The 21,036-nt window shown below is 68.6% G+C and carries 22 protein-coding genes and 2 tRNA genes; 5 read left to right on the forward strand and 19 right to left on the reverse strand.

Annotated features, from left to right (window positions below; genetic code table 11):
- Nucleotide 1 precedes the first annotated feature (1 nt).
- Nucleotides 2-1,060, forward strand: coding sequence for a metal-dependent hydrolase (locus FFS10_RS16250; RefSeq protein WP_137895523.1), 1,059 nt, complete (start codon nucleotides 2-4; stop codon nucleotides 1,058-1,060).
- A 52-nt stretch (nucleotides 1,061-1,112) separates the two neighbouring features.
- Here the strand turns inward: FFS10_RS16250 and FFS10_RS16255 are convergent, their stop codons facing one another.
- From FFS10_RS16255 to lexA, 12 genes are all read right to left on the reverse strand, one after another.
- Complete coding sequence (locus FFS10_RS16255; RefSeq protein WP_137895524.1) at nucleotides 1,113-1,430, reverse strand: hypothetical protein; 318 nt, start codon at nucleotides 1,428-1,430, stop codon at nucleotides 1,113-1,115.
- 49 nt (nucleotides 1,431-1,479) lie between these two features.
- Nucleotides 1,480-1,556, reverse strand: a tRNA-Arg gene (locus tag FFS10_RS16260).
- A 41-nt stretch (nucleotides 1,557-1,597) separates the two neighbouring features.
- Nucleotides 1,598-1,674, reverse strand: a tRNA-Pro gene (locus tag FFS10_RS16265).
- A gap of 39 nt (nucleotides 1,675-1,713) precedes the next feature.
- Nucleotides 1,714-2,406, reverse strand: coding sequence for a glutathione binding-like protein (locus tag FFS10_RS16270; protein ID WP_137895525.1), 693 nt, complete (start codon nucleotides 2,404-2,406; stop codon nucleotides 1,714-1,716).
- A 65-nt stretch (nucleotides 2,407-2,471) separates the two neighbouring features.
- Complete coding sequence (locus FFS10_RS16275) at nucleotides 2,472-3,731, reverse strand: acyl-CoA dehydrogenase family protein (RefSeq protein WP_137895526.1); 1,260 nt, start codon at nucleotides 3,729-3,731, stop codon at nucleotides 2,472-2,474.
- Nucleotides 3,732-3,770: 39 nt separating this feature from the next.
- Entirely contained in the window at nucleotides 3,771-4,856 is a 1,086-nt protein-coding gene (locus tag FFS10_RS16280) for a phosphotransferase (protein ID WP_137895527.1), read from the reverse strand.
- Nucleotides 4,857-4,884: 28 nt separating this feature from the next.
- Nucleotides 4,885-5,604: a Crp/Fnr family transcriptional regulator gene (locus FFS10_RS16285; protein ID WP_137895528.1), complete on the reverse strand. Its 720-nt coding sequence runs from the start codon at nucleotides 5,602-5,604 to the stop codon at nucleotides 4,885-4,887.
- A gap of 146 nt (nucleotides 5,605-5,750) precedes the next feature.
- Entirely contained in the window at nucleotides 5,751-6,530 is a 780-nt protein-coding gene (locus FFS10_RS16290; RefSeq protein WP_137895529.1) for an oxepin-CoA hydrolase, alternative type, read from the reverse strand.
- Nucleotides 6,531-6,624: 94 nt separating this feature from the next.
- On the reverse strand, nucleotides 6,625-8,151 hold the full coding sequence (locus tag FFS10_RS16295; protein WP_137895530.1) for a 3-hydroxyacyl-CoA dehydrogenase: 1,527 nt from the start codon (nucleotides 8,149-8,151) through the stop codon (nucleotides 6,625-6,627).
- A gap of 67 nt (nucleotides 8,152-8,218) precedes the next feature.
- The gene (locus FFS10_RS16300; protein ID WP_137895531.1) at nucleotides 8,219-9,226 is read right to left on the reverse strand and encodes a D-2-hydroxyacid dehydrogenase family protein; all 1,008 of its coding nucleotides are present in this window, start codon (nucleotides 9,224-9,226) and stop codon (nucleotides 8,219-8,221) included.
- Between the two features lie 100 nt (nucleotides 9,227-9,326).
- Nucleotides 9,327-9,635 (reverse strand): hypothetical protein, encoded by a 309-nt coding sequence (locus FFS10_RS16305; protein WP_137895532.1) that lies wholly within the window; start codon nucleotides 9,633-9,635, stop codon nucleotides 9,327-9,329.
- Between the two features lie 126 nt (nucleotides 9,636-9,761).
- Entirely contained in the window at nucleotides 9,762-10,436 is a 675-nt protein-coding gene (lexA, locus tag FFS10_RS16310; RefSeq protein WP_137895533.1) for a transcriptional repressor LexA, read from the reverse strand.
- A gap of 80 nt (nucleotides 10,437-10,516) precedes the next feature.
- On the opposite strand from lexA, the gene FFS10_RS16315 reads away from it, so the two are divergent.
- Nucleotides 10,517-11,464, forward strand: coding sequence for an asparaginase (locus FFS10_RS16315; RefSeq protein WP_137895534.1), 948 nt, complete (start codon nucleotides 10,517-10,519; stop codon nucleotides 11,462-11,464).
- A gap of 46 nt (nucleotides 11,465-11,510) precedes the next feature.
- On the opposite strand, the gene adk is transcribed toward FFS10_RS16315, so the two are convergent.
- The 6 genes from adk to FFS10_RS16345 all read right to left on the reverse strand — a co-directional run bounded on the left by adk (nucleotide 11,511) and on the right by FFS10_RS16345 (nucleotide 15,369).
- Nucleotides 11,511-12,167 carry an adenylate kinase gene (gene adk, locus FFS10_RS16320; RefSeq protein ID WP_137895535.1) on the reverse strand — a complete coding sequence of 219 codons (657 nt, stop codon included), beginning with the start codon at nucleotides 12,165-12,167 and terminating at the stop codon, nucleotides 11,511-11,513.
- Between the two features lie 140 nt (nucleotides 12,168-12,307).
- On the reverse strand, nucleotides 12,308-13,063 hold the full coding sequence (gene kdsB, locus FFS10_RS16325) for a 3-deoxy-manno-octulosonate cytidylyltransferase (RefSeq protein ID WP_137895536.1): 756 nt from the start codon (nucleotides 13,061-13,063) through the stop codon (nucleotides 12,308-12,310).
- Nucleotides 13,064-13,081: 18 nt separating this feature from the next.
- Nucleotides 13,082-13,288: a Trm112 family protein gene (locus tag FFS10_RS16330; RefSeq protein WP_137895537.1), complete on the reverse strand. Its 207-nt coding sequence runs from the start codon at nucleotides 13,286-13,288 to the stop codon at nucleotides 13,082-13,084.
- Entirely contained in the window at nucleotides 13,269-14,306 is a 1,038-nt protein-coding gene (gene lpxK, locus FFS10_RS16335; protein WP_137895538.1) for a tetraacyldisaccharide 4'-kinase, read from the reverse strand. Before lpxK ends, FFS10_RS16330 begins: the two co-directional genes overlap by 20 nt.
- Before the next feature lie 9 nt (nucleotides 14,307-14,315).
- Nucleotides 14,316-14,732: an ExbD/TolR family protein gene (locus FFS10_RS16340; RefSeq protein ID WP_137895539.1), complete on the reverse strand. Its 417-nt coding sequence runs from the start codon at nucleotides 14,730-14,732 to the stop codon at nucleotides 14,316-14,318.
- Between the two features lie 7 nt (nucleotides 14,733-14,739).
- Nucleotides 14,740-15,369 carry a MotA/TolQ/ExbB proton channel family protein gene (locus FFS10_RS16345; protein ID WP_137895540.1) on the reverse strand — a complete coding sequence of 210 codons (630 nt, stop codon included), beginning with the start codon at nucleotides 15,367-15,369 and terminating at the stop codon, nucleotides 14,740-14,742.
- 319 nt (nucleotides 15,370-15,688) lie between these two features.
- Between FFS10_RS16345 and xseA the strand changes: the two genes are divergently transcribed.
- From xseA to FFS10_RS16360, 3 genes are all read left to right on the forward strand, one after another.
- Nucleotides 15,689-17,062 (forward strand): exodeoxyribonuclease VII large subunit, encoded by a 1,374-nt coding sequence (gene xseA, locus FFS10_RS16350; RefSeq protein WP_137895541.1) that lies wholly within the window; start codon nucleotides 15,689-15,691, stop codon nucleotides 17,060-17,062.
- Nucleotides 17,063-17,116: 54 nt separating this feature from the next.
- Nucleotides 17,117-17,698, forward strand: a complete 582-nt coding sequence (locus FFS10_RS16355; protein WP_137895542.1) for a superoxide dismutase — start codon at nucleotides 17,117-17,119, stop codon at nucleotides 17,696-17,698.
- A gap of 386 nt (nucleotides 17,699-18,084) precedes the next feature.
- Entirely contained in the window at nucleotides 18,085-20,322 is a 2,238-nt protein-coding gene (locus tag FFS10_RS16360; RefSeq protein WP_137895543.1) for an NADP-dependent isocitrate dehydrogenase, read from the forward strand.
- Nucleotides 20,323-20,422: 100 nt separating this feature from the next.
- On the opposite strand, the gene FFS10_RS16365 is transcribed toward FFS10_RS16360, so the two are convergent.
- Nucleotides 20,423-20,860, reverse strand: a complete 438-nt coding sequence (locus tag FFS10_RS16365) for a DUF192 domain-containing protein (protein ID WP_249931323.1) — start codon at nucleotides 20,858-20,860, stop codon at nucleotides 20,423-20,425.
- Nucleotides 20,861-21,036: the final 176 nt, after the last annotated feature.

Raw genomic sequence — 21,036 nt, forward strand, 5'->3', positions numbered from 1 at the left:
CATGGACGCCCTGACCCATGCGCTGATGGGCGCCCAAGCCGCCTACCTCGGCGCCGGCGCAGGTAAGCAGCTGGGCATGCGCGATCGGCTGCTGCTGGGCGGTCTCGCCGCCGCCTTCCCGGACGCGGACTTCCTGGCTTTTCTCATCGATCCGCTGCGCTTTCTTGCCGATTGGCACCAGGCGCCGACCCACTCTCTTGTGCTGCTGCCCTGCTGGGCGCTGCTGCTGGGCGCCATGTTCTGCGTCCTGACGCGGCGCCGGCAGGCGCTGGGCGAAGCCGCGGTGGTCAGCGGCGTCGGACTGTCCACTCACCTTGTCCTGGACCTGATCACCGCCTATGGCACGCAGATCCTGTACCCGCTGTCTGACTGGCGCCCCAACCTGGGCTTCACTTTCGTCGTCGATCCGCTGATCACCCTGGTCCTGGGCGCGAGCCTCGCCGCCGCCCTGCGCACGGGGCGGCGCGGGTTCGCGGCGGCGGGGCTGGCCTTGCTGTGCCTCGGCGTGGGGGCTCAGGCCCTGCTCAAGCAGCAGGCGCTGCGCCTGGGTGCCGACGCCGCTTCGGTGGCCGGCATGGCGCCGGACCAGCTGGAGGCGCTGCCCCAGCCGTTTTCACCGTTCAACTGGAAGCTCATCGCGCAGCAGGGGCCGCGCTACCAGGTGGCCCATGTCAACCTGCTGGGCCATGGCGCGCTGGTGCCGCCATGGCCCGGCCTGGGCCGCCTGCATGAGCTGGCGCAGGCCTATGTGCCGCCCGACCGGCTGGCTTGGTCGCCGCACCATCGCTTCGGAGAGGACCCGCAGCTGCGCGAACTGGCGCAACAGCTATGGATGCGGCCCGATTTCGCGGCCTTCGGCCGCTTCGCCGTCTTCCCGGCGCTGGCGCGCGTCGATGCCTCCGAGGCGCAGCTGTGCGTCTGGTTCACGGACCTGCGCTACGACCTGCCGCGCTGGCCCGAGACCTTCCGCTACGGCTTCTGCCAGGAACCGATGGGCGGGCCCTGGCGGCTGTACCGCCTGCGGTATTTCAGCCAGGACGCGCGCCAGCGGCTGGGGTGAGGGGGCGTGAGGTGGCTTGAAGTGCGGATCTGACCCAGGAGGGGATCGAACCCTAGCTCTGCTTGGGATGGATCCCATCGGACGTCCAACCGGTCTCTGCAAGATCCTCCAGCCAATCCTCAAACGCTGGCTGATCGAGCTCCACTGTGTTGGTGAATAGGTCCTCGGCCTTGCAACGGAAAAATCCCCCCTCGACGTCCCAGCTGACGCTTTCGATTCGACAGCCCATCGTGTCGAGTGGAAGTTTGATTTCCAGGCCAATGAATGGGGCGAACGGGAGCTCAATCCGTTTGTAGAAGGCCGCCCAGTTCTCGGATAGCTCGAGATTCGCGCTATCCCAAACGTACAGATAGACGTGAACTTGGAACATATCGATTCCTCCCAGAGGGGGTGGATTGGCGTTTGCCCAATTAAGTCGCTGGCCTGCCCGGAGGGACTCGAACCCCCGACCTACGGCTTAGAAGGCCGTTGCTCTATCCAGTTGAGCTACGGGCAGATGGGGCAAAGGCCCGCGCGGCGGGCCTTTGCTGCGGATGATGGTCGGAGCGAAAGGATTCGAACCTTCGACCCTCTGGTCCCAAACCAGATGCGCTACCAGACTGCGCTACGCTCCGACAAGCCTTGCATTCTAGCCGCTGCAGGCGGCGTGTGGCTCAGCGCCTGGCATATTGCGTGCGGCCGAACAGTGCCTCGCGCGCCTTGTCGTCGGTCAACGGCTTGCGCACGCCGGCCAGCACCTGCACGCCGCGCTGCACGGCGGGGCGCTCGCCGACGCGGTCGAACCAGTCCTTCAGGCGAGGATGGTCGGTCCAGTCTATGCCCTGGTTCTGCCAGCTGCGCAGCCAGGGGAAGATGGCGATGTCGGCGATGCTGTACTGGTTGCCGGCGATGTACTTGCGCTTGTCGAGCTGCTTGTCCATCACGGCGTAGAGGCGCCTGGCCTCGTTGGTATAGCGCTGCACCGCATAGTCGATCTTCTCGGGCGCGTAGAGGCGGAAATGGTGCGCCTGGCCCAGCATGGGGCCGACGCCGCCCATCTGGAACATCAGCCACTGCAGCACCTCGTATCTCTGGCGCACCGGCTTGGGCAGGAAGCGGCCGGTCTTGGAGGCGAGGTAGAGCAGGATGGCGCCGGACTCGAACAGCGAGATCGGCTTGCCGTCCGGGCCATCGGGGTCGGTGATGGCGGGGATCTTGTTGTTCGGGCTGATGCGCAGGAACTCGGGGGCGAACTGCTCGCCGGCGCCGATGTTGACGGCGTGCACGCGGTAGGGCAGGCCGCATTCCTCGAGCATGATGTGGACCTTGTGCCCATTGGGTGTGGGCCAGGAGAAAACGTCGATCACGAAAGACACTCCTCGGTAAATCGGCGATTCTCCCCGGTTCCGCCGGGCCCTGCAGGCGCGCGGCTTCAGCTGCCGCGTGTCACCGGCATCTCGACCTCGCGCGGCAGCAGCAGGTGCTTGGCGAGCTCGAGCTTGGCCAGCGAATTGCGGTGCACCTCGTCCGGGCCGTCGGCGAAGCGCAGGGTGCGCTGGTGGGCCCAGGCGTAGGCCAGCGGGAAGTCGTCCGACACGCCGGCGCCGCCATGGGCCTGGATGGCCCAGTCGATGATCTGGCAGGCCATGTTGGGCGCCACGATCTTGATCATCGCGATCTCGGCCTTGGCGACCTTGTTGCCCACGGTGTCCATCATGTAGGCGGCCTTGAGCGTGAGCAGGCGGGCCTGCTCGATCATGCAGCGCGCCTCGGCCACGCGCTCCTGCCAGACCGACTGGCGCGCGATCTCGCGGCCGAAGGCCACGCGGCTGTTCAGGCGCTTGCACATCAGTTCCAGCGCGCGCTCGGCCGCGCCTATGGAGCGCATGCAGTGGTGGATGCGGCCCGGGCCGAGGCGGCCCTGCGCGATCTCGAAGCCACGCCCCTCGCCCAGCAGCAGATTGCCGGCGGGCACGCGCACGTTCTCCAGCAGCACCTCCATGTGGCCGTGCGGCGCGTCGTCCCAGCCGTACACGGTGAGCGGCCGCAGCACCTTGATGCCGGGCGTGTTGGCGGGCACGAGGATCATGGACTGCTGCTCGTGGCGGCCGGCCTCGGGGTCGGTCTTGCCCATGACGATGTAGATGGCGCAGCGCGGGTCGCCGGCGCCGGAGGACCACCACTTGCGGCCGTTGATCACGTACTCGTCGCCCTCGCGGCGTATGCTGCATTGGATGTTGGTCGCGTCCGACGAGGCCACCTCGGGCTCGGTCATCAGGAAGGCCGAGCGAATCTCGCCGCGCAGCAGCGGCTCGAGCCAGCGGTCCTTGAGCGCCTCGCTGGCGTAGCGCTCGAGCGTCTCCATGTTGCCGGTGTCGGGGGCCGAGCAGTTGAACACCTCGGCGGCCCAGGGCACGCGGCCCATGATCTCGCACAGCGGCGCGTACTCGAGGTTGGACAGGCCTTCGGGCGCGCGCGGCGAGCGCGGCAGGAACAGGTTCCACAGCCCGGCGGCGCGCGCCTTGGGCTTGAGCTCCTCGATCACCGCGGTCGGCACCCAGGCGTTGCCCCTGGCGCGGTTCTCGGCGATCTCGCGCAGGAAGCGCGCCTCGTTGGGGTAGATGTGCTGGTCCATGAAGGCCAGCAGGCGCGCCTGCATGTCCTTGACCTTGGGGCTGTATGCGAAATCCATGTCGGTCTCTCCTGCGGGGTGTGAATCGGTGGTGGGCGCTCAGGCCTGCTGGGCGTATTTCCAGGCCAGCTCGGCCATGGGCCGGGCGCCGGCGCCCGAGGCGCGCGCCTGTTCGCTGGAAGCGGTGCCGGCTTCCACGCGCTTGGCAATGCCTTGCAGGATCGCGGCGATGCGGAACATGTTGTAGGCCAGGAAGAAGTTCCAGTCCTCGCGCAGCTGCTCGGGCGTGGCGAAGCCGGTGCGTTCGCAGTAGCGGCGGATGTAATCGGCCTCGCTCGGTATGCCCAGGGCCGGCAGGTCCAGTCCGGCGATGCCGCGGAAGGTGCCGGGCGGGATATGCCAGGCCATGCAGTGGTAGCTGAAATCGGCCAGCGGATGGCCCAGGGTGGACAGCTCCCAGTCGAGCACGGCCAGCACGCGCGGCTCGCTGGGGTGGAACATCAGGTTGTCGAGCCGGTAGTCGCCGTGCACGATGCTGACCAGGGACGCGTCGCGCGCCCGCGCCGGGATGTGCGCGGGCAGCCATTCGATCAGCCGGTCCATCTCGGGGATGGGCTGGGTGACCGAGGCCTGGTACTGCCTGCTCCAGCGGCCGATCTGGCGCTCGAAGTAGTTGCCGGGCTTGCCGTAGCCGGACAGGCCGCGTTCTGCGAACTTCACCTTGTGCAAGGCCGCGATCACGCGGTTCATCTCGTCGTAGATCGCGCCGCGCTCGGCCGGGCTCATGCCGGGCAGGGACTGGTCCCACAGCACCCGGCCCTGCACGAACTCCATGACGTAGAAGGCGCGGCCGATCACCGATTCGTCCTCGCACAGCACATGCATGCGCGCCACCGGCACGTCGGTGCCGTACAGGCCCTGCATGACCGCGAACTCGCGCTCGATCGCATGGGCCGAGGGCAGGAGCTTGGCGACCGGGCCGGGCTTGGCGCGCATCACGTAGCTGCGGCCCGGCGTGAGCAGCTTGTAGGTCGGGTTGGACTGCCCGCCCTTGAACATCTCCACGCTCAGGGGGCCGCGAAAGCCCTCCAGGTTCTTCTCCAGCCAGGCGCCGAGCGCCGCGGCGTCGAAGGCATGGGCATCGGTCAGGGGGCGGGTGCCAAGGAAATGGTCGAAGTTGCTCACGCTCGAAGAGAAGTGGGAGAAGTTGGAATCAGTCCTCGGCCTCCGCGATGCGCATCAGCGTCTGCTGGTCGCGCACCACCAGGCCGCCCGGCTCGATGCGGATCACGCCCTCGCGCTCCATGGCCTTGAGTTCCTGGTTCACGCGCTGGCGCGAGGCGCCGAGCAGCTGGGCCAGTTCTTCCTGAGCCAGCTGCAGGCCGATGCGCATCTCGCTGGCGTCGGACAGGCTGGACACGCCGTAGCTGCGCACCAGGTGGGTCAGCTGCTTGGCCAGGCGCGCGCGCAGCGGCAGGGTGTTGAGGTCCTCCACCAAGCCGAACAGCTGGCGGATGCGCCGCGCCTGCAGGCGCAGCAGGGCCTCGTAGAGCTCGGTGTGCTGCGACAGGATGCGCTTGAAGTCCGCCTTGGAGACGTTGAGGATGGTGGTGTCGCCATGCGCGTAGGCATCGTGGGTGCGCCGGTCGCCGTCGAAGATCGCCACGTCGCCGAACCAGATGCCCGGCTCCACGTAGGTCAGCGTGACCTGCTTGCCCGAGACCGAGGTTGAGCTCACGCGCACCGCGCCCTTGGCGCAGGCGATCCACTGCTCGGGGGGATCGCCCCGCGCGGCGATCAGCTCGCCGTCCTTGTAGCGTTTGACCCAGGCGCATCGGAGTATGTCGTGCCGCAGCGACGGCGAAAGGGATGAAAACCAGCGACCGTTGTTGATCGCCTCTCGTTCGTCGATGGTAAGAATCGGGTCGTCCATGGCCTGTCTTGTCGGTGACTGGGAACGCCGCCATTGTCGCGCGCGAGACTGGGCCAGACGCCTGGGGTTGTCACCTGAGCGTCTGGCCTGCGCGAGGCCTTGGAGAGCGGGGACGGGCGCCCGCGGCGCAGGGCCGCGGGCCGAAACTACTCGAAGCGCGGCGTCTGCTTGGCCAGGAAGGCGGCGATGCCTATGCCGGCGTTGGCGTGGTGCAGGTTCTTCACGAAGTGGTCGCGTTCCAGCGCGAGCTGCTGGTTCAGCGAGTTCGCGCCCGCCTCGTTGACCAGCTCCTTCACGCTGGCCAGGGCATTCGGCGCGCGCGCGTTCAGGCGCTCGGCCAGCTCCAGTGCTGTGGCCAGGGCCTGGCCCGGATCGGCCAGGCGGTTGACCAGGCCCAGCTCGTTCAGGCGCGCGGCGGAGATGCGCTCGGCGCACATCAGCAGCTCGTTGACCAGCTGGCGCGGCAGGGCGCGGCTCAGGCTCCAGCTGCCACCGCCATCGGGCGAGAGCGCGATGTTGGTGTAGGCCATGACAAACACCGCGTTGCTGGCGGCGACGATGAAGTCGCAGGCCAGGGCCAACGAGAAACCGGCGCCTGCCGCCGCGCCTTCCACCGCCGCCACGACCGGCTTGGGGAAGGTGCGAATGGCCTCGATCCAGTTGTGCAGGCCCTCGATGCTCTGCGCCTGGTGCTCGGGCGGCAGCTGGCGGTTGGCCTGCAGGCGCTGCAGGTTGCCGCCGGCACTGAAGCCACTGCCCTCGCCGACGATGACCACGCTGCGCACCTCGGGGCTGGACTCGGCCACGCTCAGTGCCTCGACGCCCGCGGCGTACATCTCGGGGCCCAGGGCGTTGCGGTGCTCGGGGTTGCTGATGGTCAGCACCATGGTCATGCCATGGTGGGTGCTACGCAGTTCGGCGGGCATGGGTCAGGCCTCCCGCCGGGCCGCCCCAAGGGAGGCCTGGGCCCCCTCGGGGGGCAGCGAATACACGAAGTGATGAGCGTGGGGGCGGTTCATTTCACTCCTCTTCGTGCATCAGGGACAGGCCGATCGCGCCGCGGCGGCGCAGCCAGGGGCTGGGGCGGTAGCGCGGGTCGCCGTAGACCGTCTGCAGGTTGAACAGCACCTCGAGCACGTTGGTCGGCCCCCAGCGGTCGCCCATGGCCAGCGGGCCCAGCGGATAGCCCAGGCCCAGCGTGACCGCGGTTTCCAGGTCCTTGGGGCTGCACACGCGCTGCTGGCAGATGTCGGCCGCGATATTGACGATGGCCGCCACCACGCGCTGGGTGACGAAGCCGCCGCTGTCGCGGATCACGCTCACAGGCTTGCCGTCGCGCGCGAACAGGGCGTGGGCCGCGTCGCGCATGTCGGCGCGCGTGGCCGGGTTGGTGGCGAGCACGCGGCGCTTGGTCGCAGCGTCGTCGATCAGCATGTCGATGCCGACCGTGCGTGCCGGGTCCAGGCGCTCGACCACGGCCACCGTGGTCACGTCGAAGCCCAGCGGCGCGACCAGAGTGAGCGCGACCGGCGAGGGCGAGGCGCCGGTCTCTATGCTCGCGCCCAGGTCCTTGAGCAGTTGCAGCAACTCGGCGCGGCGCGCGGCGCGCGGCGAAACCCAGACCGGCGGCAGCGCCTCGACCTGGGGCGCCGGCGGTTCGGCCGCGACCTGGGCCGCGCCGTCGACGTAGCGGTAAAAACCCTCGCCCGCCTTCTTGCCGACCACGCCGCCCGCCAGGCGCTGGGCCGTGATCACGCTGGGCCGGTAGCGCGGCTCCTGGTAGTACTGCTGGTAGATCGACTCCATCACCGGGTGCGAGACATCGAGCGCGGTGAGGTCGAACAGCTCGAAGGGGCCGAGCTTGAAGCCGACTTGGTCCCTGAGGATGCGGTCGACGGTGGCGAAGTCGGCCACGCCCTCGCTGACGATGCGCAGCGCCTCGGTGCCGTAGCCGCGGCCGGCGTGGTTGACGATGAAGCCGGGCGTGTCCTGGGCCTGCACGGGGGTGTGGCCCATCTGGCGTGCGTAGTCGGCCAGGCGCGCGCAGACCGCGGCGTCGGTCTTGAGGCCCGCGATGACCTCGACCACTTTCATCAGCGGTACCGGGTTGAAGAAGTGGTAGCCCGCGAAGCGCTGGGGCTGCTTCAGCCCGGCGGCAATCGCCGTCACCGAGAGAGAGGAGGTGTTGGTCACGAGCACGGCCGAGGGCTGGACGATGGCCTCGAGCTCGGCGAACAGCCGCTGCTTGACGTCCAGGCGCTCGACGATGGCCTCGACGACCAGGTCGCAGTCGGCCAGTTCTGGCAGCGCCGTGGCGACCTGCAGCCGCGCCTTGTGGCCGGCCACGGCTTCGGCGGAGAGGCGGCCCTTGTCCTGCAGCTTGTCCCATTGGGCGGCGATCGCCGCCTGGGCTTTCGCACCGGCCTCGGGCTGGGTGTCAAACAGCAAGACCTGGCTGCCGGCTTGGGCCGCGATCTGGGCAATGCCCCGGCCCATGGCGCCGGCGCCGATGATGCCCACGGTTGGAAAGGTGAGGGAGGTTTGCATGAGCTGCATTATCGTGCATGTTTTCCCCGTGCCTGAAGGCCCCAGGGCATAGCCCGGGCCGGGGGCTTCAGCGCCGCACCTGCAACGCGCCGGGGTTCACGATGTTGGTTGGCGTGCCCTTGATGTAGTTGACCAGGTTGTCGAAGGCGGCGTTGAAATACATCTCGTAGCTGTCGAGCTCGACGTAGCCGATGTGAGGCGTGCAGATGCAGTTCTCCAGACGCAGCAGGGCATGGCCTTGCAGGATGGGCTCGGCCTCGAACACGTCGACGGCGGCCAGGCCCGGGCGTCCGCGGTTGAGCGCGCTGATCAGGGCGTCGGACTCGATCAGCTCGGCGCGCGAGGTGTTGACGATCAGCGCCGTGGTCTTCATGCGCGACAGGTCCTCCAGCGTCACGATGCCGCGCGTGTCATCGTGCAGGCGCAGGTGCAGCGAGAGCACGTCGCACTGCTCGAAGAAGGCTTCACGGCTGGCGGCGGTCACGTAGCCATCAGAGGCGGCGCGCGCGCGCGAGGCCTCGCTGCCCCAGATCAGCACCTGCATGCCGAAGGCCTTGCCGTAGCCGGCCACCAGCTGGCCGATCTTGCCGTAGCCCCAGATGCCCAGGGTCTTGCCGCGCAGCACGGTGCCAAGCGCGAAATTGGGTGGCATGGAGGCGGACTTGAGGCCGGACTGCTGCCAGGCGCCATGCTTGAGGTTGCCGATGTACTGGGGCAGGCGGCGCATGGCAGCCATGATCAGGGCCCAGGTCAGCTCGGCCGGGGCGACCGGCGAACCCACGCCTTCGGCCACCGCGATGCCGCGCTCGGTGCAGGCTGCCACGTCGATATGGCTGCCGACCTTGCCGGTCTGGGCGATCAGCTTGAGCCGGGGCAGTTTTTCCACGAGGGCGCGCGTGATCTGGGTGCGCTCGCGTATCAGCACGATCACATCGGCGTCCCGCAGCCGCACGGACAGCTGGCCTATGCCCTTGACGGTGTTGGTATAGACCTTGGCGGGATAGGCATCGAGCTTGGTCGCACAGGCCAGCTTGCGGACTGCATCCTGGTAGTCGTCAAGGATCACAATGTTCATGCCGTCATTGTGCCTTGGCCTTGGCTCCGACAGGGGCCAGGGGCCGGCCGCGAGATTTTTGGGCGCGCAGCATGGCCCCGTGGCGACGCAGAACAGAAGCTCAGGGCTGCGCGAGCGCGGACTCGCGCGCGGCCAGGCGGTCCAGCTCGGCGCAGACGTCCGCCATGCGCCCCGAGATCACCATGCGCCCGGCACAGCCGGGCCGGTAGCCGGCCTCGGCCACGCGCACCACGCGCAGCGGCACGGCATGCCTGGCGGCGGGCTGGGCCGGCGCGCCAGCATGACTGGCGTGTGGCGGGCGAAGCAGGGCGGTACTTGTCGCCGGGCTGCCAGGCGCGCGCTTCTTGCGCGCCAGGCGGGCGCGCAGCGGGGAAAGCAGGCAGGACAGGGTGAGCAAAGCGATTCCCATGTGAAACCTTTCGGTATGAACGAGGTTGGACACAGGCAGGATTCCTGGAACGAGCGCGCTGCCGCAGGGTTGTGGTCGGCCTAGGCCGCCAAACGCCCGCCACCTGCGACGGCGCGCGACGGGCTGCTACATCAGCATGGTGTTGCGGATCAGGCCCACGGCCAGGCCCTCGATCTCGAAGGGCTCGCCGGGCTCGACGACGATGGTGGGGTAGTCGGGGTTCTCGGCGTGCAGCTCGATCTGCTGCTTGTTGCGGCGAAAGCGCTTGACCGTGACTTCGTCGCCCAGACGGGCCACGACGATCTGCCCGTTGCGTGCGTCCTTGCAGGCCTGTACGGCCAGCAGGTCGCCGTCCATGATGCCGGCGTCGCGCATGGACATGCCGCGCACCCTCAGCAGGTAGTCGGGGCGGTGCTGGAACAGGCTGCTTTCGACATGGTAGGTCCGGTCCACATGCTCCTGCGCGAGAATCGGGGAGCCCGCCGCGACGCGGCCTACCAAGGGCAGGACCAGTTGGGCCAGGCTGGGCAGGGGCAGGTGGAACTGGTCGCCGCGCGCCTCGTGCAGGGCGCGCAGCGAGGAGCCCTTGAGGCGGATGCCGCGCGAGGTGCCGCTGACCAGCTCGATCGCGCCCTTGCGAGCCAGGGCCTGCAGGTGCTCTTCGGCCGCGTTGGCCGATTTGAAGCCGAGCTCGGCGGCGATTTCGGCCCGGGTGGGCGGAGCGCCGGTGCGGGCCATGGTGTTCTGGATCAGTTCCAGAATCTGCTGCTGGCGGGCTGTGAGTTTGGGGCTGTCGATCATGGGGACTCCTGGCGACGGGCTCTGACTACTGTGTTGATATCCAGTGACTGTATTTTTAATCAGTTTGAAGGGCTTGGCAAGTGAAACAGCAAAAAATCGTGGTTCTGGGCACCGGCGGCACCATCGCCGGCAAGTCGGCCCAGGCGGGCGACAACATCGGCTACCAGGCGGCCCAGCTGGGCGTGGCCGAGTTGCTGGACGCGGTGCCCGGGCTGCCGGCCGTGCTGCAGGACTGCGAGCTCGAGGCCGAGCAGGTGGCGCAGGTCGACAGCAAGGACATGGACTTCGGCGTCTGGCAGCGCCTGGCTCTGCGTTGCGAGCACTGGCTGGCCCAGCCCGAGGTGCGGGGCCTGGTGATCACCCACGGCACGGACACCCTGGAGGAAACTGCGTATTTCCTGCAGGCCGTGCTGGCGCCGGACAAGCCCGTGGTGCTGGCCTGCGCCATGCGCCCGGCCACGGCCCTGCTGGCCGACGGGCCGCAGAACCTGCTGGACGCCTTTGCCGTGGCGCTCGCCCCCTCGGCACATGGGGTGCTGGCGGTCTGCGCGGGCCAAGTGCACGGCGCCCTGGACGTGCGCAAGAGCCACACTTACCGGCTCGACGCCTTCGACTCGGGCGAGGCGGGGCCCGTGGGCCAGGTGGAGGAGGCGCGCGTGCGCTGGCTGCGGCCCTGTGCCGCGGACGAAGGCGCAGCGTCGGCGCTGCAGGCGCTGCGCGGTGCGCCGGCCTGGCCGCGTGTGGAGATCGTGATGAACTACGCCGGGGCGGGCGGCGCGGCGGTCGACGCCCTGGTGCAGGGCGGCGTGCAAGGCCTGGTGGTGGCCGGCACGGGCAATGGCTCGCTGCACCACGAGCTCGAGGCCGCGCTGCAGCGGGCCCAGGCGGGCGGCGTACGCGTGCTGCGCACGACGCGCTGCGCCTACGGCCGGGTGCTGCCCAAGCCGGGCGACGCGCTGGCCGTCGCCCAGGGGCTGAGCCCGGTCAAGGCGCGGGTGGCGATGCTGTTGTCGCTGCTGGCCCCTTGAAGACAAACGCCCCGGCAGGCGGGGCGTCTACCAGCGCGGGCGGCGTTCAGCTGGACAGGGCCTGCAGGGCGCGCGCGGTGATCTCTTCCACGCTGCCCATGCCGCTGATGGCGCGGTACTTGGGGGCGGCGGCGGGGTCGGCCTTGGCCCAGGCCGAGTAGTAGTCGACCAGCGGACGGGTCTGGGCGCTGTAGACGTCCAGGCGCTTGCGCACGGTCTCTTCCTTGTCGTCGTCGCGCTGCACCAGCGGCTCGCCGGTCACGTCGTCCAGGCCTTCGAGCTTGGGCGGATTGAACTTGACATGGTAGGTGCGGCCCGAGGCCGGGTGCGAGCGGCGGCCGCTCATGCGCTCGATGATGGCGTCGAAGGGGACGTCGATCTCGAGCACATAGTCGAGCTTGACGCCGGCCGCCTTCATGGCGTCGGCCTGGGGGATGGTGCGCGGAAAGCCGTCGAACAGGAAGCCCTGGGCGCAGTCGGGCTGGGCGATGCGTTCCTTGACCAGGTTGATGATCAGGTCGTCGCTGACCAGGCCGCCAGATTCCATGACGGACTTGGCCTGCAGGCCCAGCGGCGTGCCGGCCTTGACGGCGGCGCGCAGCATGTCTCCGGTGGAGATCTGGGGGATGCCGTATTTCTGGCAGATGAAGGTGGCCTGCGTGCCTTTGCCTGCGCCCGGTGCGCCCAGCAGAATCAGTCTCATGGATGTCCTTGGAATTTGAATGTCGAAATCGGCGGCGCAGACGGGCGATGCAAGGCCGCCCCGTCGCGTATCTCCCTCCGAGAATAGCATGCGAGAGCTTCCGCCCCGCTGACAGGGCCCCCGCGTAAAGGCCTCTTGATTCAGCTGGCGAACAGCCTGCGCACCCGGTCCAGGTCCTCGGGCGTGTCCACGCCGGGCCCCGGCGCGTGCTCGCTCACGTGCACGGCGATGCGGTGGCCATGCCAGAGCGCGCGCAGCTGCTCCAGCGCCTCGCCGACCTCGATCGCCGCCTGGGGCAGCGCCGGGAACTGGCGCAGGAAGCCTGCCCGGTAGCCGTAGATGCCCACGTGGCGCAAGGGGGCAGGCTGCGGCAGGTCCTGGATGCCTTGGGCGAAGCCGTCGCGCCACCAGGGGATGGGCGCGCGGCTGAAGTACAGCGCGAGCTGCCGGGCGTCGAGCACGACCTTGACCACATTGGGGTTGGCGAAGTCGGCCACGCTGTCGATCGCGTGCGCCGCCGTGCTCATGCTGGCCTCGGGCCGCTCATGCAGCAACTGCGCCACGGCGTCGATCAGCGTGGGGTCGATCAGCGGCTCGTCGCCCTGTACGTTGACGACGATGGCCTCGTCGGCGAGGCCCAGCTGGGCACAGGCCTCGGCCAGGCGGTCGCTGCCCGAGGGGTGGTCCTCGCGCGTGAGCAGGGCGCGCACGCCGTGCTGCTGGCAGGCGTCCACGATGGCGGGGCTGTCGGCCGCGACCACGACCTGGCTCGCGCCCGAGCGCAGAGCGCGCTGGGCCACGCGCACCACCATGGGCGCGCCGCCGAGGTCGGCCAGCGGCTTGTTGGGCAGGCGCGAGGAAGCCAGGCGCGCCGGGATCAGGACGGTGAAACTCATGCCGCAATCACCCCGTGTTCAGACCAGGGGCGTGCGCGGCGGCAGCTTCTCGAGCTCCTCGTCGCTCAGCGTGCGGGCCTCGTTCTCCAGCAGCACGGGAATGCCGTCCCGCACCGGATAGGCCAGGCGCGCGCTGCGCGAGATCAGTTCCTGGCGCTCGCGGTCGAAATCCAGCGGCCCCTTGGTGACGGGGCAGACCAGCAGTTCAAGTAGTTTGGTGTCCATCGGCCGATGATAGCGACGCCGCTTGGCGCGGGACACGCAGCGCGTCGAGTGCCCGATCCAGCGCAGCCAGGAAGGCGGGCTCGGGTGCAAAGACCAGGGGCACGGCCAGGGCCCCCGGGTACTGGGGCCAGAGCTTGACCGCGTCCTTCTCGGTGCACAGGATCTCGCCCTGCCATCCCGGCGGTGGGGTCCAGCCTTCGAAGTCGAAATGGTCGGGCAGGGCCTGGGCCTGGGCCAGGTTCAGCCCCTGCTCGCGCAGCATGGCGAAGAAGGCCTCGGGCCGGGCGATGCCGGCCAGGGCCAGCACGGGCTGGGCGCGCAGCTCGGCCAGCGCCACCCGGCTGCCGTCGGCGCGCCGGGCGTAGGCCGCCAGCGCGCGCTCGGCGCCGTAGCCGGCCGCGAAGGCGCGCCGGCCGGTGTGCAGCACCAGGTCGACCGCGCGCGGCCAGGGCTCGCGCAGCGGGCCGGCCGGCAGCAGCCAGCCGTTGCCGGTGCCGCGCTCGTCGAACACGCAGACCTCGATGTCGCGCGCCAGGGCCAGGTGCTGCAGTCCGTCGTCGCAGACGAGCAGGTCGGTGGCGGGGTGGCGCGCGAGCAGGGCCTGCGCGGCTTCCACGCGCCTGGCGGCCACGAACACCGGCACCTCGCAGGTCTGGCGGATCAGCAGGGGTTCGTCGCCGACCTCCTGCGCGGCGCTGTCTGCCAGCACCTCGCGGCAGTTATGGCCCTGCCGGCCATGGCCACGCGAGACCACGCCCGGCCGCAGGCCGCGCGCGCGCAAGTGCTGCGCCAGCGCGATCACGGTCGGGGTCTTGCCGCCACCGCCGGCCACCAGGTTGCCGACCACGATGACCGGCACGGGCAGGCGGGTGGCGCGGCGCAGGCCGAGCCGGTAGAGGCTGCGGCGCAGAGCCGCCAGCGCGCCGTAGAGCAGGGAGAGGGGCCAGAGCGCCCAAGCCAGTAGGCCGCGCCGCGTCCAGGCGGCCAGCAGCGTACGCTCCAGCGAAAAGCCAGGCAAGGGGCGGCCTCAGTGTGCGCCGGCCTGGGTGGCGAAGGTGACCTGGGTCAGGCCGACGCGCCGCGCGGCCTCCATCACCGTGATCACCGACTGGTGGGCCGCCGAGGCGTCGGCGCTGATGATGAGCACGCTGTCGCGGCCGGCGCGGGCGGCTTCGGTCAGAGCCCGGGCCATGCTGTCGACGCCGCGCCCGTTCACCGGCACCTTGTTGACGGCGTAGCGGCCGTCGGCGGCCACGGCGACGATGACCTCCCTGGGGTAGTCGCGCTGTGCCTCGGTGTTGGCCACCGGCAGCTTGAGCTGCATCTCGGTGAACTTGCTGTATGTGGTGGTCAGCATCAGGAAGATCAGCACCACCAGCAGCACGTCGATGAAGGGGATCAGGTTGATCTCGGGCTCGTCGCGCGAGCGGGGGCGGAAGTTCATGCCGGACCTAGCGCAGGGTGTTCAGGTGGCGCGCGAAGCGCTCGGCGGCCAGCTCCAGCGTCAGCAGGTAGCCGTCGACGCGGGCACGGAAGTAGCGCCAGAAGATCAGCGCCGGAATCGCCACGATCAGGCCGAAGGCGGTGTTGTATAGCGCCACCGAAATGCCGTGCGCGAGCTGCGCCGGGTTGCCGCCGCCGACGGCGGCGCCGGTCGGCGCCTGCGAGCCGAAGATCTCGATCATGCCGATCACGGTGCCCAGCAGGCCCAGCAGCGGCGCCGCCGAGGCGATGGTGGCCAGGGCAGCCAGGTAGCGTTCCAGGCGGTGCGCCACGCTGCGCCCCGTGCCCTCCATGGCGGCGCGCAGGTCCTCGTCGCTGCAGCCGGGATGGGCATTCAGGGCGCGCAGGCCGCTGGCCAGCACCTCGCCGAGCGCGGAGTTCTGCTCCAGCTTGCTGACCACGTCCGGCGCCGGGACGCCCTGGCGCGAGGCCGTGAGGGCTTCGTCGAGCAGCTTGGGGGGTGCGACCCGGGCGGTCTTGAGGCTGGCGAAACGCTCGATGACGAGGGCCAGCGCGAGTATGGAGCAGGCGACCAGCGGCCAAATCGGCCAGCCTGCGGCTTGTATGATCGAAAGCAAATCGGGCTCTCCGCGTGTGACATGGGGCAGGAAACTGCGCTGCAGATTATGGCTCAGGCGCCGCCCGCTTCGCCCAGGCTTGTTTGCCGTTCGGGGCTCCCCGGGGCGGCTGATGCCACGGCCTCGATCCGGTGCACATTTTCTGTGGATAACTTTGTGAAGAACTCATGTTCCAGGGGGGCTCAGCCCGCGCCAAATGGCGTTTGCAACAGAACGATCACATTTTGGGCAGAAGAAAAATCAATGAAATCAATGACTTGGACGAGATTTCACGCTCTGCGGCGGCATCAGGGCGATTTGGGGGCCGCTTTGCAGCCGGATGTGGACTATTCATGCCTGCCGCCGCCGTGCTTTGCCCCGCAAAGCCAGAGCAGGACTGGCGCCGTACAAGCCGGAGCCTGATTTGACGCCGCGTATCTGGGCAGTTGGCGCGCTGTGCCGCGCCGTGGCTGAAGCGCTGGACGCCCGTTTCAACCCGGTCGAGGTGCGCGGCGAGCTCAGCGGCTTCTCGCGCGCGGCCAGCGGCCACTGCTATTTCTCGATCAAGGACGAGGCGGGACAGATCCGTTGCGCCATGTTCCGCCGCGCGGCCAGCCTGCTCGACTTTGCGCCGCGCGACGGCGAGCTCGTGGAACTGCGCGGCCGACTGGGCGTCTACGAAGCCCGCGGGGATCTGCAACTGGTCGTCGAGTCCATGCGCCGGGCCGGGCAGGGCGCGCTGTTCGAGCAGTTCCTGCGCCTGAAGGCCAAGCTCGAAGCCGAGGGCCTGTTCGACCCGGCGCGCAAGCGGCCGCTGCCCCTGATGCCGCGGGCCATAGGCGTCGTGACCTCGCCGGGCGCGGCGGCCCTGCACGACGTGGCAACCGCCCTGCAGCGGCGGGTGCCGCATATCCCGGTGCTGGTGGCGCCGGCGGCGGTGCAGGGCGCCGGTGCTCCGGCCGAGCTGGTCCAGGCGCTGACGCGCCTGTACCGCCTGGCGGAGTTGGGCGAGGGCGGGCAGGGCGTGCCCGCACCGGACCTGATCCTGCTGGTGCGGGGCGGTGGCTCGATGGAGGACCTGTGGGCCTTCAACGACGAGCAGCTGGCCCGCACGCTGGCACAAAGCCCGGTGCCCGTGATTTGCGGCGTCGGGCACGAGACTGACTTCACGATCGCCGATTTCGTGGCCGACCTGCGCGCGCCCACACCCACGGCCGCAGCCGAGTTGGCCGCGCAGCCGCGCCAGGTCTGGCTGGGTGCGCTCGAGCTGCTGACCGATCGCTTGGCCGAGGCGGCGCACCGACAGCTCGACCGCCAGGGCCAGCGGCTGGACCTGGCGGTATCCCGACTGGGCCGTCCCTCGGCGCGGCTGGCTCAGCACCGCCTGCTGCTCGCCGGACAGGCCCAGCGCCTGCACCACGGCACGCACGCCGCGCTGCAGGCGCGCCTGCGCGAACTGCAACAGCTGGCCCAGGCGTTGCCGCAGGACCTGCAGCGCGGGCTGGAGCGCCAGCACGACCGCCTCGACCGCCTGGGTCTGCGTCTGGCCGGGCTCGATCCGCGCCAGGTGCTGCAGCGCGGCTATGCCTGGTTGACCGACATGCAGGGTCATGCGCTCACCAGCGCGCGCGCCACGCAACCCGGCCAGGCTCTGCAGGCCACCTTGGCCGATGGCACGGTCGATCTCATGGTGACCGAGCGGCGCCTGCTGTAAGTTCCTACAATCGCGCATTCAAACGCTTTCTCCACAACAAACCACGAGGACACCATGGAACACACGCTTCCCCCCCTGCCTTACGCGATCGACGCGCTGGCCCCGCACTACTCCCAGGAAACCCTGGAGTACCACCATGGCAAGCACCACAATGCCTACGTGGTGAACCTGAACAACCTGCAAAAGGGCACCGAGTTCGAGAGCATGGACCTGGAGTCCATCGTGAAGAAGTCCAGCGGCGGCATCTACAACAACGCCGCCCAGATCTGGAACCACAGCTTTTTCTGGAACTGCATGAAGCCGAACGGCGGCGGCGAGCCCACGGGCGCGCTGGCCGCGGCGATCACCGCCAAGTGGGGCAGCTACGCCGCCTTCCGCGAAGCCTTCGTCAAGAGCGCCGTGGGCAACTTCGGCTCCGGCTGGACCTGGCTGGTCAAGAAGGCCGACGGCAGCGTGGACATCGTCAACATGGGCCCGGCCGGTACGCCGCTGACCACCGCCGACAAGGCCGTGCTGACGGTCGACGTGTGGGAGCACGCCTACTACATCGACTACCGCAACCTGCGCCAGAAGTTCGTCGAGGTCTTCCTCGACAAGCTGGTGAACTGGCAATTCGCCGAAGCCAACTTCGCCTGAGTTGCAAGGCGCCGCCTGCTTTTGGCGGTCGTCCGGCGGGTCTCCGCCGGGCGCCTCCTCCGCGAGCATGCAGGACCCAGGGGCCCGAAGAGCCATCTTCGGGCCCTTTTCTTTGTCCGGCGAAGCGCCTTGCCACGGTTCCGCCATGTGAATTTTCGGCCCTCCGATCCAGTGGGCTGGGGGTTCGGGATGGTAAGTCTTGTAGAAGACTTGGCGAAAATGCCGCTCCAGGGCTTAGAATTCCGTGTTGTGGGATTGCATTGCAAAAGATGTCAATGCGGGTCGACGCGGACTCCGCATCGTCGCGCCGCATGGCCGCGCGTCGGGTGACGCGTCGGCCGCATGCCCTCCTTTTTCCGCCCTTTGATCACTTCCTGAGACGAGAGATGAATACCCAGCAACCCACCATCATCTACACCCTGACCGACGAGGCCCCGCGGCTGGCGACCAGTGCCTTCCTGCCTATCATCCGCGCCTTCACCGCGCCGGCCGGGGTCCATGTCGCCACCAGCGACATCTCGGTGGCCGGCCGCATCCTGGGCCAGTTCCCCGAGCGCCTGACCGAGGCGCAGCGCGTGCCCGACCACCTGGCCGAGCTGGGCAGGCTCACGCTCCAGCCCGAGGCCAACATCATCAAGCTGCCCAACATCAGCGCCTCGGTCGCCCAACTGATGGCGGCCATCAAGGAACTGCAGGCCAAGGGCTACAACATTCCCGACTACCCGGAAAATCCCAAGACCGAGGAAGAGAAGGAGATCCGCGCACGCTACGCCAAGTGCACCGGCAGCGCCGTGAACCCGGTGCTGCGCGAGGGCAACTCCGACCGCCGTGCGCCCAAGGCCGTCAAGGAATACGCGCGCAAGAACCCGCACAGCATGGCCGAGTGGAGCCAGGCCTCGCGTTCGCATGTCTCGCACATGCACCACGGCGACTTCTACCATGGCGAGAAGTCGATGACATTGGACCGCGCGCGCAACGTCAAGATGGAGCTCATCACCAGGAGCGGCAAGACCATCGTCCTCAAGCCCAAGGTCGCCCTGCTGGACCGCGAGGTGATCGACAGCATGTTCATGAGCAAGAAGGAACTGCTGGGCTTCTACGAGAAGGAGATCGAGGACGCCCGCAAGACCGGCGTGATGTTCTCGCTGCATGTCAAGGCCACGATGATGAAGGTCTCGCACCCCATCGTGTTCGGACACTGCGTGCGTATCTTCTACAAGGAAGCGTTCGAGAAACACGGCAAGCTGTTCGACGAGCTCGGAGTCAACGTGAACAACGGCATGGTGAATCTGTACGACAAGATCGCCACGCTGCCGACGGCCAAGCGCGAAGAAGTCATGCGCGACCTGCACGCCTGCCACGAGCATCGCCCTGAGCTGGCCATGGTGGACTCGGCCAAGGGCATCACCAACTTCCACTCGCCCAACGACGTCATCGTCGACGCCTCCATGCCGGCGATGATCCGCAACGGCGGCAAGATGTGGGGCGCCGACGGCCGCCTGAAGGACGTCAAGGCCGTGATGCCCGAGAGCACCTTCGCGCGCATCTACCAGGAGATGATCAACTTCTGCAAGTGGCACGGCGCCTTCGATCCCAAGACCATGGGCACGGTGCCCAACGTGGGCCTGATGGCCCAGCAGGCCGAGGAGTACGGCTCGCACGACAAGACCTTCGAGATCCCGGAGGACGGCGTGGCCAACATCACGGACCTCGACACCGGCGAAGTGCTGATGAGCCAGAACGTGGAAGCGGGCGACATCTGGCGCATGTGCCAGGTCAAGGACGCCGCGATCCGCGACTGGGTCAAGCTGGCCGTGAACCGCGCGCGCAACTCGGGCATGCCGGTCGTGTTCTGGCTCGACGCCTACCGTCCGCACGAGGCCCAGCTCATCACCAAGGTCAAGATGTACCTGCATGAGCACGACACCACCGGCCTGGACATCCAGATCATGAGCCAGGTACGCGCCATGCGCTACACGCTGGAGCGCGTGATCCGCGGCCAGGACACGATCAGTGCCACCGGCAACATCCTGCGCGACTACCTGACCGACCTGTTCCCCATCATGGAGCTGGGCACCAGCGCCAAGATGCTGTCCATCGTGCCGCTGATGGCCGGCGGCGGCATGTACGAGACCGGCGCGGGCGGCTCGGCGCCCAAGCATGTCCAGCAGCTGGTCGAGGAGAACCATCTGCGCTGGGACTCGCTGGGCGAGTTCCTGGCGCTGGCCGTGTCGCTGGAGGACCTGGGGCTGAAGACCGGCAATGCCCAGGCCAAGATCCTGGCCAGGACGCTGGACGCCGCCACCGGCAAGCTGCTCGAGAACAACAAGAACCCCTCGCCCAAGACCGGCCAGCTGGACAACCGCGGCAGCCAGTTCTACCTGGCCATGTACTGGGCCCAGGAACTGGCCGCACAGACCGAGGACGCGGCGCTGGCCGCCAAGTTCGCGCCGTTGGCCCAGCGCCTGGCCGAGAGCGAGCAGGCCATCGTGGCCGAGCTGGCGGCGGTGCAGGGCAAGCCGGCCGACATCGGGGGCTACTACCTGCCCGATACGGGCAAGCTGGACGCCGTGATGCGCCCGAGCCAGACGCTGAACGCGGCATTGGCGTCGATGCAGGCCTGACGCGCCTGCCTGCCGGCGGCCGCCGTTCGCGGTGGTAGAAAAAACGGCCCGCGGGCCGTTTTTTCATGGTCATAGAGGCCGGCCGTCGCGAGGCCTGGGCTCAGCGGCCCCTGGGAGCAGCGGCGAAAGGCGCGCCGCCGAGCTTGAAGCCGGCCTGTATGCGCTTTTGGCTGAACCAGCCCAGGCGCATTTCCAGCACGTAGCGTACCGGCTGGCTGCTGCAGTGCGAGTCCGTGCTCTGGGGCTTCATGTCGGCCAGGTTCACGATGGTGCCGTCGTCGGCGACGAAGGCGGCCGTCAGCGGCAGCAGCGTGTTCTTCATCCAGAAGCACTGGACGGCGGGCTGCTCGAAGACGAACAGCATGCCCTCGTGTTGCGGCATCTCCCTGCGCCACATCAGGCCGGTCTGCCGCTGCTCGGGCGTGTGCGCCACCTGGGCGTCGATCAGGTGCATGCCGGCCCGCAGGCTCACGCGCGGCAGGTCGAGCTGGGGCGCGGACTGCGCGGTGGCAGCCACTGGCCACAAGACCAGCAGCATCAGGGCGGTGACGGGAATTTGGCGCAGGTTCATGGGTGGCTGGAAATGGGCAGGTGGGACGCGATTGAGTAGGGTGAGGGGTTACCCCCTCAGCCCTCTCACACCACCGTACGTGCGGTTCCGCATACGGCGGTTCAAGCGGAACACTGGAGGTGCTGGTGGATGGACACCAGCGA

The sequence above is a fragment of the Ramlibacter sp. 2FC genome (assembly GCF_005503345.1).
GTDB lineage: Bacteria > Pseudomonadota > Gammaproteobacteria > Burkholderiales > Burkholderiaceae_C > SCMQ01.

Excerpts from the sequence above, each read along its gene's own strand:
- FFS10_RS16305 (WP_137895532.1), bottom strand. The coding sequence starts at position 9,635 with ATGGGAATCGCTTTGCTCACCCTGTCCTGCCTGCTTTCCCCGCTGCGC.
- FFS10_RS16295 (WP_137895530.1), bottom strand. The coding sequence starts at position 8,151 with ATGCAAACCTCCCTCACCTTTCCAACCGTGGGCATCATCGGCGCCGGC.
- FFS10_RS16255 (WP_137895524.1), bottom strand. The coding sequence starts at position 1,430 with ATGTTCCAAGTTCACGTCTATCTGTACGTTTGGGATAGCGCGAATCTC.
- adk (WP_137895535.1), bottom strand. The coding sequence starts at position 12,167 with ATGAGACTGATTCTGCTGGGCGCACCGGGCGCAGGCAAAGGCACGCAG.
- FFS10_RS16275 (WP_137895526.1), bottom strand. The coding sequence starts at position 3,731 with ATGGATTTCGCATACAGCCCCAAGGTCAAGGACATGCAGGCGCGCCTG.
- FFS10_RS16360 (WP_137895543.1), top strand. The coding sequence starts at position 18,085 with ATGAATACCCAGCAACCCACCATCATCTACACCCTGACCGACGAGGCC.
- FFS10_RS16340 (WP_137895539.1), bottom strand. The coding sequence starts at position 14,732 with ATGAACTTCCGCCCCCGCTCGCGCGACGAGCCCGAGATCAACCTGATC.
- xseA (WP_137895541.1), top strand. The coding sequence starts at position 15,689 with ATGTGGACTATTCATGCCTGCCGCCGCCGTGCTTTGCCCCGCAAAGCC.
- FFS10_RS16330 (WP_137895537.1), bottom strand. The coding sequence starts at position 13,288 with ATGGACACCAAACTACTTGAACTGCTGGTCTGCCCCGTCACCAAGGGG.
- lexA (WP_137895533.1), bottom strand. The coding sequence starts at position 10,436 with ATGATCGACAGCCCCAAACTCACAGCCCGCCAGCAGCAGATTCTGGAA.
- FFS10_RS16355 (WP_137895542.1), top strand. The coding sequence starts at position 17,117 with ATGGAACACACGCTTCCCCCCCTGCCTTACGCGATCGACGCGCTGGCC.
- FFS10_RS16250 (WP_137895523.1), top strand. The coding sequence starts at position 2 with ATGGACGCCCTGACCCATGCGCTGATGGGCGCCCAAGCCGCCTACCTC.
- FFS10_RS16290 (WP_137895529.1), bottom strand. The coding sequence starts at position 6,530 with ATGCCCGCCGAACTGCGTAGCACCCACCATGGCATGACCATGGTGCTG.
- FFS10_RS16300 (WP_137895531.1), bottom strand. The coding sequence starts at position 9,226 with ATGAACATTGTGATCCTTGACGACTACCAGGATGCAGTCCGCAAGCTG.
- kdsB (WP_137895536.1), bottom strand. The coding sequence starts at position 13,063 with ATGAGTTTCACCGTCCTGATCCCGGCGCGCCTGGCTTCCTCGCGCCTG.
- FFS10_RS16365 (WP_249931323.1), bottom strand. The coding sequence starts at position 20,860 with ATGCTGCTGGTCTTGTGGCCAGTGGCTGCCACCGCGCAGTCCGCGCCC.
- FFS10_RS16285 (WP_137895528.1), bottom strand. The coding sequence starts at position 5,604 with ATGGACGACCCGATTCTTACCATCGACGAACGAGAGGCGATCAACAAC.